Annotated in this window: 11 protein-coding genes; 8 read left to right on the forward strand and 3 right to left on the reverse strand. The window is 70.9% G+C overall.

Annotated features, from left to right (window positions below):
- The first annotated feature begins 157 nt into the window (after window positions 1-157).
- From VZL07_RS04970 to VZL07_RS04980, 3 genes are all read left to right on the forward strand, one after another.
- Window positions 158-739 (forward strand): DUF4328 domain-containing protein, encoded by a 582-nt coding sequence (locus tag VZL07_RS04970; protein WP_426754181.1) that lies wholly within the window; start codon window positions 158-160, stop codon window positions 737-739.
- A gap of 228 nt (window positions 740-967) precedes the next feature.
- Window positions 968-1777, forward strand: coding sequence for a DUF4328 domain-containing protein (locus VZL07_RS04975; protein WP_426754182.1), 810 nt, complete (start codon window positions 968-970; stop codon window positions 1775-1777).
- A gap of 277 nt (window positions 1778-2054) precedes the next feature.
- Entirely contained in the window at window positions 2055-2741 is a 687-nt protein-coding gene (locus tag VZL07_RS04980) for a DUF4328 domain-containing protein (protein WP_426754183.1), read from the forward strand.
- A 172-nt stretch (window positions 2742-2913) separates the two neighbouring features.
- Here the strand turns inward: VZL07_RS04980 and VZL07_RS04985 are convergent, their stop codons facing one another.
- The gene (locus VZL07_RS04985) at window positions 2914-4218 is read right to left on the reverse strand and encodes a thymidine phosphorylase (RefSeq protein WP_426754184.1); all 1305 of its coding nucleotides are present in this window, start codon (window positions 4216-4218) and stop codon (window positions 2914-2916) included.
- Between the two features lie 74 nt (window positions 4219-4292).
- Between VZL07_RS04985 and VZL07_RS04990 the strand changes: the two genes are divergently transcribed.
- The 5 genes from VZL07_RS04990 (at window position 4293) to VZL07_RS05010 (ending at window position 10553) form a co-directional block, all read left to right on the forward strand.
- The gene (locus VZL07_RS04990) at window positions 4293-5483 is read left to right on the forward strand and encodes a BMP family lipoprotein (protein ID WP_426754185.1); all 1191 of its coding nucleotides are present in this window, start codon (window positions 4293-4295) and stop codon (window positions 5481-5483) included.
- A gap of 65 nt (window positions 5484-5548) precedes the next feature.
- Entirely contained in the window at window positions 5549-7006 is a 1458-nt protein-coding gene (locus tag VZL07_RS04995; protein ID WP_426754186.1) for an ABC transporter ATP-binding protein, read from the forward strand.
- Window positions 6999-8114, forward strand: coding sequence for an ABC transporter permease (locus tag VZL07_RS05000; RefSeq protein WP_426754187.1), 1116 nt, complete (start codon window positions 6999-7001; stop codon window positions 8112-8114). The genes VZL07_RS04995 and VZL07_RS05000 overlap by 8 nt, the downstream gene beginning before the upstream one ends.
- Window positions 8107-9036 carry an ABC transporter permease gene (locus VZL07_RS05005; RefSeq protein ID WP_426754188.1) on the forward strand — a complete coding sequence of 310 codons (930 nt, stop codon included), beginning with the start codon at window positions 8107-8109 and terminating at the stop codon, window positions 9034-9036. The genes VZL07_RS05000 and VZL07_RS05005 overlap by 8 nt, the downstream gene beginning before the upstream one ends.
- A gap of 350 nt (window positions 9037-9386) precedes the next feature.
- On the forward strand, window positions 9387-10553 hold the full coding sequence (locus VZL07_RS05010) for a hybrid sensor histidine kinase/response regulator (protein ID WP_426757236.1): 1167 nt from the start codon (window positions 9387-9389) through the stop codon (window positions 10551-10553).
- On the opposite strand, the gene VZL07_RS05015 is transcribed toward VZL07_RS05010, so the two are convergent.
- Window positions 10554-11195: a hypothetical protein gene (locus VZL07_RS05015; protein ID WP_426754189.1), complete on the reverse strand. Its 642-nt coding sequence runs from the start codon at window positions 11193-11195 to the stop codon at window positions 10554-10556.
- Between the two features lie 65 nt (window positions 11196-11260).
- Window positions 11261-12988: a phospho-sugar mutase gene (locus tag VZL07_RS05020; RefSeq protein ID WP_426754190.1), complete on the reverse strand. Its 1728-nt coding sequence runs from the start codon at window positions 12986-12988 to the stop codon at window positions 11261-11263.
- Between the last annotated feature and the right edge of the window lie 27 nt (window positions 12989-13015).

Below are 13015 nucleotides of genomic sequence, written 5' to 3' on the forward strand. Positions count from 1 at the left end.
GTGCGAGCGTTGCGGCCGATTCCTCTGCGCGCAGTGCCTCCAGCCCCAGGCGCACCTGTGCCGTGCATGCGATGCGCGTCAACTGCTGGAGCTCCCCTCCCCGCGCCACTGGGCGACGTGGGTATGCCGGCTCCTGTTCTTCCAGGTCGCACTCTGCGTGCTCAGCGGCGTGCTGCAGGTGTGGTTCATCGCGAGCATGGAGAACAGCGTCGCTGGCGACTGGGAGACCGAGTCCTACAACTCGGCAACGGCGACGCTCGACCTGCTCGGGCTGGTTGCGTTCTTCATCACCGGCGTCGCCTACCTCCGGTGGCTGCACCTGAGCATCCGGACCACCCGAGTCCTCGGCGTGTACCGGGAGTCCCCTTCGTGGGCGGTGCTCAGCTGGTTCATCCCACTCTTCAACCTCGTCAAACCTTATCGAGTCGTGAGAGGGCTCTGGTGGGGCCTGGGTGGCTCCCTCATGCGAAAGCTGCTCCTCCCAGGTTGGTGGGCAGCATGGATTGGCGGCAAAGTCGCCGCGAAGCTCAGCAATGCCGGGTTCAGCGCTCACGAACACTATGGCGAGCTCTTGCCGATACTGCTGAGCATGGCCGTGGGCTTCAAGTTCGTGGCAGAGGGGGTCACCGCCATTTGCGCACTCCTCTGTGTGCGCATCGTCAGAGACATTGATTCAGCGATCGAGGCACGTCGAGAAGCGGCGGCTTTGTTGGCGCGACCCGCCAGCCCTGGCCCCTGACGTCCCCACTCGCACGGGATGGCGGCTTCCCGAGCGGGGTGAAGCCAGGAGTACAGAATCCCCGCGCCGCGCTCATATCAGTGCATCGGCGAGGCTGGGTCCGGGCCGCCTCTGTGCAGCGCATATGGGGACCGCTAGGTTCTGGCGCTGCAGTCCTTCCCCGACCGCCGCCCATGCAATCCAACACGCGGTGCGTGCGCCGCGGCGCCTTGTTGTCCTCATGAGCCCATGCTGACTCAACCCGCCGTTCCAGAAGCCGCCCCCGCCTGTCCCGACCATGCCGGCGAGCCGTCCACGGGGACGTGTGAGCGCTGCGGCCGCTTCCTCTGCGCGCAGTGCACCCAGCCCGTGGCGAACGTCTGTGTCCCCTGCAACGCGCGGCAGGTCCTGGCGATGCCCGCCACGCGGGGGCTGGCGCAATGGGCACGAGGAATCTTCTACCTCGGCGCGGCGCTGTCGGGTGTTGCCGCGCTGCTCAACCTCTTCCTCTTCGCGAGCCTCAATGAGGACGGCCAGCTCGACAACGGGACCGCCACCTTCTTCGGACTGGTCACCAGGGTCGTCGCCGGTCCGCAATTGCTGTTCACGCTGACCGCCATCGCCCTCTACCTGGGGTGGCTGCACCGGAGCTTGAAGACAGCCATTGCGATGGGCCTGAGCAAGGAAAGCACGGCCTGGGCCATGTTCTGCTGGTTCATCCCGCTCGCCAACCTCTTCGTGCCGCTCGAGGTCGTCCGCGGCCTCTGGCGCGCGGTGGGGGGACAGCCCCGGCACGCGTCCCGGCTGACGGCCTGGTGGGCCACCTGGCTCATGAGCATCGTCATCACCAACGTCATCTCGGTGGCGTTGAGCGGCGGCTCGCCCACGCCGACGATGTTGTCCGTGACAGCGCTCGGCCGGTTCGTGGCGGAGGGACTCATGGCCGTGGCCGCGTTCCTCTGCGCTCGCGTCATCTGGGACATCGAGTCGATGCTCAGCGCGAGGAGGGCGCAGTCCGCGGAATCCCTCCGGCCGGACAGGGCTGACAGCACCACGTGAGACCACACGCCCCGGCTCCAGCTGGGTCCGGGCCGCCTCTGTGCAGCGCACAGGTGGCACGCTAGGATTTGCGCCGCAGTCCTTCCCCGCCCGCCCCCCACCCGTTCCTACGCGCGTTGCGTGCGCGGCGGCGCCTTCTTGTCCTCACGAGCCCATGCTGACCCAACCTGCCGTTCCAGAAACCGCCCCCGTCTGTCCCGACCATGCCAGCGAACCGTCCATAGGGACGTGTGAGCGCTGCGGTCGCTTTCTCTGTGCACGGTGCGCCCAACCCGAGATGCGCGTCTGCTTGCCCTGCAACGCGAGGCAGGTCCAGGCGATGCCGCACACCTCGGGCCGGGCGAAGTGGACGCGTGGCGTGCTCTACGCCAGCGCAGGGCTGGCCGCTCTGACGGGCCTCCTGAACGCCTGGCTCCTCCTGAACCTGGAGGGCGGCACCACGCCGTCGATGGAGGACGCGCAGACCTTTGACAGCACGAATGCCTTGCTCGCCACCCTCACCTTGCTGGTGATGGTGACGACCGTCGTCAGCTATTTGCGGTGGCTGCACCTGAGTGTGAAGACGGCGCGAGCGCTTGGCGTGTTCAGCGAGACGCCAGGCTCGGCCATGTGGGCCTGGTTCATTCCCTTCTACAACCTCGTCAGGCCCTACGAAATCGTACGCGACCTCTGGCTGAACCTGGGGGGTGCTCCGGCACAGAAGTCCCTGCTCAAGGGGTGGTGGGCCGCGTGGCTCATCAGCAATGGCGTGTCGAACGTCAGTGGTTCGATGCTCAGCAAGGTCGCGACCACGCCGTCGCTTCTGCCCATGGCGCTCATCGGCGGACTCGCGGCGGAGCTCCTCAGCGTCCTGGCCGCGGTGCTGTGTATCCGTGTCATCGCGGACATCGAGTCGATGCTCGCGGGCCGCAGGGCGGACCTGTCGGCCCTCATCGCGAGGACCGACAGCGCTACGCATGCCTGAGCCGGGCACGGCATGACGCCGACCCCACGCGCGGCAAGCCCCCGCCATGCCATGCACGAGCACCTGCGGGGCTCCCAGCGCCACGACGACGAAGCACCGCCCTGCTCCACCCGCTCCTGGTTCAGGGGTCGGGCCGCAGGGGCTCCCGGTGCCGCGACCGTGGTTCGCCGCCCTACTCCACCCGCTCCCGGATGAGCGGCCGGGGCGCGGGGGCCGCGTCGCCGAAGCGGTACGCGGCCAGCAGGCGCGCCTTCACATCCGCCAGCGGAGCCGCGTCGTTGTAGTGCACGCGCACCACGGGCTCGCCCTGCTTCACGGCCTCGCCCGTCTTCTTCAGCAGCGTGAAGCCCACGGCCGGGTCGATCTTGCTGTCCGTCCGCTGGCGACCCGCGCCCAGCGCCACCGCCGCCAGGCCCACGCCCTCCGTGTCGATGCCGGTGACGAAGCCGTCCCGGGGCGCCACCACGTCCGCGGTGGACTTCGCCTGCGGCAGCAAGGAGTAATCATCGATGGCGCGCGGGTCTCCGCCCTGCACCTGGACGATTTCCTTCAGCTTGCGCACCGCGCTGCCATCCTCCACCACCTTGCGCAGCTTCTCGCGCGCCTCCTCCACGGTGGCGGCCTGCTGGCCCAGCACCAGCATCTCCGCCGTCAGGGCATAGGTAATCTCGGTGTAGTCCTCCGGCGCGTTGCCGCGGAGCATGTCCACCGCCTCGATGACCTCCAGCGCGTTGCCCACCTTGCGGCCCAGCGGCTGGTCCATGTCGGTGAGCAGGGCCACGACCTTCTTCCCCATCTCCGCGCCCAGGCCAATCATCGTCTTCGCCAGCGTGCGGGCGTCCTCGTCGCGCTTCATGAAGGCGCCGCTGCCCACCTTCACGTCCAGCACCAGCGCGTCGATGCCCTCCGCCAGCTTCTTGCTCATGATGGAGGACGCAATCAGCGGGATGCAGTCCACCGTCGCCGTCACGTCGCGCAGCGCGTAGAGCTTCTTGTCCGCCGGGGCCACCTGCGCCGTCTGGCCAATCAGGCAGCAGTTCACCTCGCGCACCAGCCGCCGGTACTCGGACGTCGGAAGGTTGACGTTGAAGCCCGGAATGGACTCCAGCTTGTCCAGCGTCCCGCCCGTGTGGCCCAGCCCCCGGCCGGAAATCATGGGCACCGGCACCCCACAGGCCGCCGCCAGCGGCGCCAGGCTGAGGGAGACCTTGTCCCCCACCCCGCCGGTGGAGTGCTTGTCCACCTTCACGCCCGGGGTGTCGGACAGGTCCAGGACCTCGCCGGACTCCAGCATGGCGCGGGCCCAGGCGCCCAACTCCCGGGAGTCCATGCCCCGGAAGAAGATGGCCATGCACATGGCCGCCATCTGGTAGTCCGCCACCGTCCCCGCCGTATACGCCTCGATGAACGCGCGGATGTCCGCCGGGTCCAGCCGGCCGCCATCCCGCTTGGCCTTGATGAGCTCGTAGGGTTGCACGAGGCGAGCCCATAGCAGGAACCCACCCCTTCATGCACTCCGGGAAAGGGCGAGCATCTGGTAGATAGGCCCCCATGATGCTCCGCCTCCACGTCCTTGCCCTCACCGCGCTCCTGTGCGCCTGTTCCAAGCAGAAGGAAGAAGCGCCCTCCTCCGGCGCCCAGGCCCCCGCCGCCGCGAAGACGGAAAAGAAGGCCCTCCCCGTGGGGCTCGTCATCGACGTGGGCGGGCGCGGAGACCACTCCTTCAATGACGCGGCGCTTCGTGGCCTGGAGCTGTGGGCCGCGGGCAAGCGCTACGAGGGTGGCAAGTACGTGGACGCGACGCCCGACGAGGTCCGCCAGTCCCTCCCGCCCCACCTGGCCGCCACCGCCGCCAGCTTCAAGGCGCTGCCCATCCAGCCCATCGTCCTGCAGAGCAAGGCCCAGGAGGACTATGTCCCCAACCTCCAGCTGCTCGTGGACCAGGGGGCCCGGCTCACCATCGGCAACGGCTACATGCTGGCCAACGCGGTGCGCACCTCCGCCCAGGAGAACCCCAAGGCCCAGTTCCTGCTCATCGACAGCCAGGTGCTGGACGCGCAGGGCAAGGCGATGAAGCTGCCCAACGTGCGCACGGTGCTCTTCAAGGAGCAGGAGGGCAGCTTCCTCGTGGGCGCGCTCGCCGGGCTGGTGACGAAGACGAACAAGGTGGGCTTCGTGGGCGGCATCGAGGTGCCCCTCATCCAGCGCTTCGAGGTGGGCTACCGCGCGGGCGTGAAGACGACCAACGCGCAGGCCGCGCAGGCCCTGATGTCCGTCTACACGGGCAGCTTCAACAACATGGCCGCCGGCAAGCAGGTGGCGCAGGACCTCATCTCCAAGGGCGCGGACGTCCTCTTCCACGCCGCGGGCGCGGACGGCATCGGCGTCATCCAGGCGGTGAAGGAGGCGCGCGCCGCGGGCAAGAACGTGTACGCCATCGGCGTGGACTCGGACCAGGCGCACGTGGCGCCGGACGCCATCCTCACCTCGATGATGAAGCACACCGACCTGGCCGTGTACCAGGCGGCGAAGGACCTGGTGGACGGCACGTTCTCCGCCGGTGAGCAGGTGCTCGGCCTCAAGGAGAACGGCGTGGGCATGGCGGAGGTGCGGGTGGACTTCCCCGGCAAGGCCGAGGCGCTCCAGAAGGTGGAGGCCCTGCGCCAGCGCATCATCGCGGGGAGCATCCAGGTCCCCGCCGTACCGGCGGACCTCGCCTCCTTCCAGGCTGTCGCGCCCTGATTTCCCTCCGGAACATCCACAAGGCCTTCGGCACCTGCGTCTCGCTGGCGGACGCATCGCTCGACGTGCACCGTGGCGAGCTGCTCGCCGTGGTGGGCGAGAACGGCGCGGGCAAGTCCAGCCTGATGAACGTCCTCTACGGACTGTACCAGCCGGACGCGGGCGTGCTGACGCTGGACGGGCAGCCCGTGCGCTTCAAGAGCCCGCGGGACGCGATTGCGCGGGGCATTGGCATGGTGCACCAGCACTTCATGCTCGTGCCCACGCTGTCGGTGGCGGAGAACGTGGTGCTCGGCCGCGAGCCCACGCGCAACGGGCTGCTGGACCTGGAGCGCGCCGTGCAGGAAGTGGCCGCCACCTGCGCCCGCTTCGGCTTCCAGCTCGAGCCCCGCGCGCGCGTGGACACGCTCAGCGTCGGCTCGCAGCAGAAGGTGGAGATCGTCAAGGCGCTGCACCGGGGCGCCCAGGTGCTCATCCTCGACGAGCCCACCGCCGTCCTCACGCCCCAGGAGTCCGACGAGCTGGCCCGGGTCATGCGCGGGCTCGTCGCGCAGGGGCACACCGTGGTGCTCATCAGCCACAAGCTGAAGGAGGTGCTGGGCGTGGCGGACCGCATCGCCGTCATGCGCCGGGGTCGCTGCGTCGCCGAGGTCCGCGCCGCCGACACCACCGCCGAGCAGCTCGCCGCGCTCATGGTGGGCGAGAGCCACCGTCCGCAGTCCGCCCCCGCGCCCGTCGCATCCGCGTCCCAGTCGCCAGGGGAGCTGCTGCTGGAGGCGCGGGGCCTGCAGGCCACCGGAGACAACGGGCGCCCTGCCCTGCGCGGCGTGGACCTGGAGGTGCGCGCGGGCGAAGTCGTCGGCATCGCGGGCGTGGACGGCAACGGACAGCGCGAGCTGGCGGAGGTCCTCACGGGCCTGCGGCCCATGACGTCCGGAAGCGGGACGATGCTGGGCGGTCCGTTGAGCGGGCTCACCCCGGCCCAGGCGCGCTCGCGCGGCGTGGGACACATCCCCGAGGACCGGCTCCACCGCGCGGTGGTGAAGGCCCTCAGCGTGGAGGAGAACGTGGCCCTGGGCCGGCACACGCGGCCGCCCTTCGCGAAGGGGCCCTGGATTGACTTCGCCGGCCGCCGTGCGCGCACGCGCGAGCTGACCGCGGCCTATGACGTGCGGCCGCCCGACGCGGAGGTGGCCCTGCGGGCCCTGTCCGGCGGCAACCAGCAGAAGGTGGTGGTGGCGCGCGAGCTGGATGCGCGGCCCCGGCTGCTGGTGGTGGTGCAGCCCACGCGAGGCCTGGACGTGGGCGCGGTGGCGCAGGTGCACGCGAAGCTGCGCGAGGCGCGCGGGCAGGGCACGGGCGTGCTGCTGGTCTCCCTGGACCTGGAGGAGGTGCTGGCCCTGTCGGACCGCGTCTATGTCTTCTTCGAGGGCCGCGTCACGGGCCACTTCCTCCGCCACGAGCTGGACGAGCGCGAGCTGGGACGGCGCATGCTGGGCACCACGGAGCCGGGCCATGCCTGAGCGCGTGAGGCAGTTGCTGCCGTCGGTGCTCTCCGTGCTGCTGGCGCTCGGCGTGTGCTGGGTGCTCATCGCGGTGACGATGGAGCCGGGCACGGCCACGGACGCCTACCTCCAGATGCTGTGGGGCGGCATCGGCAACTGGCCGGCCTACCTGGACGGCGCTGCCCCCACCGTCATCACCCGCCCGCTGGGCGAGGCGGCGATGAAGGCGGCCCTGCTCACCCTCACCGGCCTGTCGGTGGCGGTGGCGTTCAAGGTGGGCCTGTTCAACATCGGCGCGCAGGGGCAGATGCTGCTGGGCGCGCTGGCCGCGGCCGTGGTGGGCGCCCAGGTGACGCTGCCCGGCGTGCTGCACGTTCCCGCGGCCCTGCTGGGCGCGGCGCTCGCGGGTGCGGCGTGGGCGGGCATCGCCGGGCTGCTCCGCATCTACCGGGGCGTGCACGAGGTCATCTCCACCATCATGCTCAACTGGGTGGCGCTGAGCCTGGTGGACAACTGGCTGGTGGTGGGGCCGCTGCGCGGCGCGGCCGAGGGCGGCCAGTCCATCACCGGCACCGCCGAAATCCAGGCCACCGCCGTGCTGCCGCGCCTGCTGGGCGATGGCTCCCGGCTCAACCTGGGCTTCCCGCTCGCGCTCGCGGCGGCGCTGGCGGTGTGGGTGTGGCTGACGCGCACGCGCTCCGGCTTCGAGACGCGCGCGGTGGGCCTGGGCGCAGAAGCCGCTCGCACGGCGGGCATCCCCGTGGCCCGGCGCATGGGCTGGGCCATGGCGCTGGCGGGGGCCATGGCGGGCCTGGCGGGCGCGGTGCTCGTGCTGGGCACCGAGGGGCGCTACCCCGGCACGCTGGGCGCGCCCTACGGCTTCGACGGCATCGCCATCGCGCTCATCGGCAACAACCACCCGCTGGGCGCCACCGTATCCGCGCTCTTCTTCGGCGTGCTCCGCGCGGGCGGCACGCGCATGCAGCTGCTCGGCGTGCACAAGAGCTTCCCCGAGCTCATCCAGGGTCTGGCGCTGCTGTTCGTCGCGGGCCGCATGGTGTGGCTCGCGCTGCTGCGCCGGCGGAGCACGGCGCCCGCGGCATCGGCGGAGGTGCCCCGTGCTTGAAGTCCTCCACTCGCTGCTGTTCTCCACGCTGGACGCCGCGCCCGCGCTCGTCTTCGCCGCCCTGGGTGCGGTGCTCTCCGAGCGCGCGGGCGTGATTGCCGTGGGCACCGAGGGGATGATGCGCGTGGGCGCCTTCTGCGCGGCCGTGGCGGCGCTGGCGATGCCCACGCCGCTGGCCGTCGTCATGGGCATGCTCGCGGGCGCAGCGCTGGCCGGCGTGCACGGCTTCCTCAGCATCCGCTGGCGCTCGGACCAGGTGGTGTCCGGCATCGCCCTCAACCTGGTGGCCCTGGCTGGCGGCACCTTCCTGCTCGAGTCCCTGTACGGCCCCAACGGCACCCCGCCCATCCAGCAGCTGACGCGCTGGAACATTCCCGGCCTGGGCGCGGTGCCAGTGCTGGGCGCCCTCTCCGGCCACTCCGCGCCGACGTACCTGGCGCTGGTGCTGCCCTTCCTCTTCCAGGGCCTGCTGACGCGCACGCCGCTGGGGCTGCGGCTGCGCGCCGTGGGCGACAAGCCCCAGGCCGTGGCCACCCTGGGCCTGTCCGTGCCGGGCCTGCGCTGGGGCGCGGTGCTCGGCAGCGGGCTGCTGGCGGGCCTGGGCGGCGCGGTGCTGTCCACCGCGGTGCTGGACCGCTTCGAGCAGCACACCCCCGCTGGCCTGGGGTTCATGGCCCTGGCCGCCATGGTGTTCGGCCGGTGGACGCCCGTGGGTGCCTTCCTCGCCGCGACCTTCTTCGCGTTCGGCAACGCGCTGCGCATCGGCCTGGTGTCCAGCGCCCCCGGGCTCGTCGAGCTGATCCCCCAGGGCGTGCTCCTGGCCCTGCCCTACCTGCTCACGCTGCTCGTGCTGACGCTCCAGGGACAGCGCAGCAGCGCTCCCGCCGCGCTCGGCACCCCGTATGAGCAGGAGTCACGCTGACGATTTCTGCACAGATGAGGTCATAAAAGACCCGGGTCTGGGCTGATTTTTGGTCAGAGCTGACCCGTCATCCGGCGCTGCGCGCAGCCAGGAGGCGACTTTCTCCAGCGTCGCAACGATTCAACCCCCCGCCGTTACAGGGCTGGGCGGGTGGACTGCCCGGCTGCTGGATTCGATACCACTGAACGAATTCCGGCACGGGCCTCGCATGGACACCACGTGGTGTCGGATCACGTACCGGCCTGGAGGCATGCGCCCGGGGGGAGCTCCATCCAGGCCCCGAAGGGTCCGTGGGAACTGCCTGGAACACCCGGGTGAAGGTCACCTGGTCACCAAGTAGGGGTGGCGTGATGCTGGAGACGACGGAGACCGAGGCGTATCGGCCCCGGGTGTTGGCCGTGGACGTGGAGTCAGGTGGCATGGAGCGGCTGTGCTCCATCCTGTCGCCAGCGGGCTACGACGTGCTGCCCGCCAGCGGAACGGCGTTGGCGGCCGCGGCGATGAAGCAGGCCGCGGACCTGGTGCTGCTCGACGTCGAGCGCCCCGGCACGGACGGCCTCGCCACGTACCGGCGCCTCCAGGACGCGCTCGGCGAATCGTCGCTCCCGGTGCTCATGCTCACGCCCAGCGCGGACCGCGAGACGCGCCGCGAGGTGCTCGATGCGGGCGTGGACGACCTGCTCATCACCGAGCCGCTGGACCCGCTGGAGCTGAAGGTCCGCGTGCACACGCTGCTGGAGCTGAAGGCGCACCGCGAGCGCGGCGGCCAGCGCACCGAGGCGCTGCAGGACCCGCGGACGCGTTGGGTGGAGATGGAGCGGCTGGCCCGTGTGGGCACGCTGGCCGCGGACGTGGCGGAGAACCTGGGCCGCGTGGGCGAAGGCCTCCAGCGCGCCCTGGAGCACGTGCGCACCCAGGCCCTGCAAGGGCTGCCGCCGGACGCGGACGCGCTGAAGAAGCTGGGCGTGGCGGGCGAGCAGATGCGCCTGCATGGCCAGCACCTGCTGTCGCTGGGGCCCACCAATCCCAAGGACATCCAGCGCTTCGACCTGCGCGAGCTGGTGCCCGCGGTGGTGGAGCGGATGCGCGCCGCCGGCCGCCTGGGCACCGCCGAGATGACGGTGCTGCTGCCCAACGAGCCCATCGCCGTCGTCTTCAACCGCCGCCAGCTGGAGCAGGTGCTGACGGAGCTGCTGGCCAACGCGGTGGACGCGGTGGAGGACGTGATGGACCGCCCGCGCCGCATCATCACCGGCGTGGAGCTGCCCGACATCTTCGGGGACTTCGGCCCGCTCCTCTTCGTCGAGGACACCGGCATCGGCATCTTCGAGGACGAGCAGCAGGCCGTCTTCGAGCCCTACTACACGACGAAGGCGCCCGAGAAGGGCGCCGGCCTGGGCCTCACCGTGGCGCGCACCCTGGTGGAGGCCATGGGCGGCACGCTGACGGTGCGCAGCCGCGTCAACCAGGGCAGCACCTTCACGGTGGAGCTGCCCGAGCAGACGTCGTCCTGGTAGCTAGAAGCGGTAGGCGACGCCGAAGAGCGCTTCCAGCGTGAACTCGGTGTCGTCGAAGTCCGGGATGACGGCGGGCCCCAGCCGGACGTTGAAGGTGACGCCGAGCTGGCGGTTGACGAAGTACTCCAGGCCGCCGCCCACGAGGATGGGGAACACCGGGCCGATTCCCTCGCCGAAGTAGACGTGGAAGGGAACGTCCAGGCCCAGGTTCACCATGACGGCGCTGCCGGCGGGGATACCGACCACCAGTCCCAGGGGCAGCGCCAGGCCCACGTCGGTGTCGTACTCGTCGAAGTAGAAGAAGGGGCCCGGCTGGAAGGTGAGCGCGAGCGAGAAGTTGCGCTCCTGGATGAGCTGCAGCCGCATCCACGCCTGGAGCTTGATGCCCGGGTCCGTGTAGCGGACCCAGCCCTCGCGGCCCCAGTTGAAGTTGAACTTGCCGCCGATGTCGAAGCGCTCCGAGCCGCCGTGGAGCACGCCCAGGGAGATGCCGGGCCAGCCAATCTGGCCATGGAAGGCCGTGTTGCCCCGGCCCAGCGTTTCACCGGCCAGGACGGACCAGCCCTGTCCCCGCTGCGCCAGCGCGGTGGCGGGGAGGGCCAGGAAGCAAGCGAGGAGGACTCCGGGGAGCAGTCGCTTCACACGATACCTTTCTACGAACGCCGCCACGGTGGGCGGACGGTGGGTGTGGTGCTGCGTCTCTAGACTCACGTGGGCTGTCCGCGCTCACGTGCGAGCGCGATGAAGGCGTCGATGAAGCGGGCCAGGCTGGACTCGGCGCGCTGACGCGCCTGGGCCAGGGGCTCGCCGTCCGCGAGCGTCTCCTTCAGCTCGAAGTAGTATTTGATTTTCGGCTCGGTGCCCGAGGGCCGCAGGGTGACGCGGCCGCCGCTCTCCAGCTCCAGCGCGAGCACGTTGGAGGGTGGCAGGCCCCGCTCGCCCTTCTTGTAGTCGCGCACGGCGCGGACAGCGTCACCGCCGACGCTCGCCGGAGGCGAGGCGCGGAAGGCGTCCATGATGCCACGGATGACCTGGGCCCCCGCCGCGCCAGGGAAGGTGAAGTTGCGCTGCGCGCCGACGTACAGGCCATGGGCGCGCTGGATTTCCTCCAGGTAGCCCAGCACCGTGGTGCCGCGCGACTGGCACCAGGCGGCGAGGTCCGCCATGACGAGCGCCGAGCCCACGCCGTCCTTGTCCCGCGTCACCGTCCCCACGGTGTAGCCGAGCGCCTCCTCGTAGCCGAAGACGAAGCGCGTGCCCTCCGCGCGCTCGCGCTCCAGCGCGCGGTTGGCAATCCACTTGAAGCCGGTGAGCACCTCGTCATACGCGGCGCCCAGCGAGCCCGCGATGGCGCCCAGCTGCGCCGACGAGACGATGGTGGTGACGACGTGGGGCGTCCCCTGCCTGGGCCCTTGCGTGAGCAGGTAGTGGCCCAGCAGCACGCCCACCTCGTTGCCCGTCAGCAGCCGCGGCGTCCCGTCCGCGTCGCGCGCCATGACGGCCAGCCGGTCCGCGTCGGGGTCGTTGGCCAGCACCACGTCCGCCTTCACGCGCTCGGCGGTGGCGGTCGCCAGGTCCATGGCCCCGGGCTCCTCCGGGTTGGGGAAGCGCACCGTGGGGAAGCGGCCGTCCGGCTGCTGCTGCTCGGCCACGGCGGTGAAGCGCGGGAAGCCCGCCTCGCGCAGGGCGCGCTCGGCCCACGCGCCGCCCACGCCGTGCATGGCGGTGTAGACGATGGACAGCGACTCGGAGCCCTTCCCGTACACGCGCAGCCCGAGGATGGCGCGCACGTAGGCGTCCCCGAGCGAGGCGGGCACGTCCCGCCACAGCCCCTTCGCGCGGGCGTCCGCGAGCGCCAGCAGCGGCACGCGGTTGGCGGGCTCCACCTTCGCGATGGCGGCGGCGATGCCCGTGTCGTGCGGCGGGATGATCTGCGCGCCGTTGCCCCAGTAGACCTTGTAGCCGTTGTACTCGGGTGGATTGTGGCTGGCCGTCACCATGACGGCCGCGGCGGCGTTGAGCTGGAGCGCGGCGAAGGCCACCAGCGGCGTGGGCACGGGCTCCGGGAAGACGTGCGCGGGGATGCCCTCGGCGGCAAGCACCGCCGCGGTGTCCTCGGCCAGCTCGGCGCTCAGGTTGCGCGCGTCCCGCCCCACCACCACGCCGCGCGCAGCGACGTCCGGCACCTGGGCCTTGAGGTAGCGGGCCAGACCGGCGGTGGTGCGCCGGATGACGGCGCGGTTCATCCGGTTGGGCCCCGCGCCCAGCACGCCGCGCAGGCCGGCGGTGCCGAACTCCAGGTCCTGCGAGAAGCGGTCCTCCAGCTCGGCCCAGTCCTGCTTCGCCAGCAGCGCCGCCAGCTCCGCCGCGGTGGACGGGTCCGGGTCCGCCTGACGCCACGCCTCCGCCCGCTCCTTCAGTCCGGTGGTGTCCATGAGCCCTCGAAGCCTCGTGTAGCCGGT

Source organism: Pseudomyxococcus flavus, assembly GCF_050038885.1.
GTDB classification, from domain to species: Bacteria; Myxococcota; Myxococcia; order Myxococcales; family Myxococcaceae; genus Myxococcus; species Myxococcus flavus.

Bases quoted from the DNA above. Each gene is read 5' to 3' on its own strand.
- VZL07_RS04980 (WP_426754183.1), top strand. From the start codon at position 2,055: ATGCGCGTCTGCTTGCCCTGCAACGCGAGGCAGGTCCAGGCGATGCCG.
- VZL07_RS04990 (WP_426754185.1), top strand. From the start codon at position 4,293: ATGATGCTCCGCCTCCACGTCCTTGCCCTCACCGCGCTCCTGTGCGCC.
- VZL07_RS05010 (WP_426757236.1), top strand. From the start codon at position 9,387: ATGCTGGAGACGACGGAGACCGAGGCGTATCGGCCCCGGGTGTTGGCC.
- VZL07_RS05020 (WP_426754190.1), bottom strand. From the start codon at position 12,988: ATGGACACCACCGGACTGAAGGAGCGGGCGGAGGCGTGGCGTCAGGCG.
- VZL07_RS05000 (WP_426754187.1), top strand. From the start codon at position 6,999: ATGCCTGAGCGCGTGAGGCAGTTGCTGCCGTCGGTGCTCTCCGTGCTG.
- VZL07_RS04975 (WP_426754182.1), top strand. From the start codon at position 968: ATGCTGACTCAACCCGCCGTTCCAGAAGCCGCCCCCGCCTGTCCCGAC.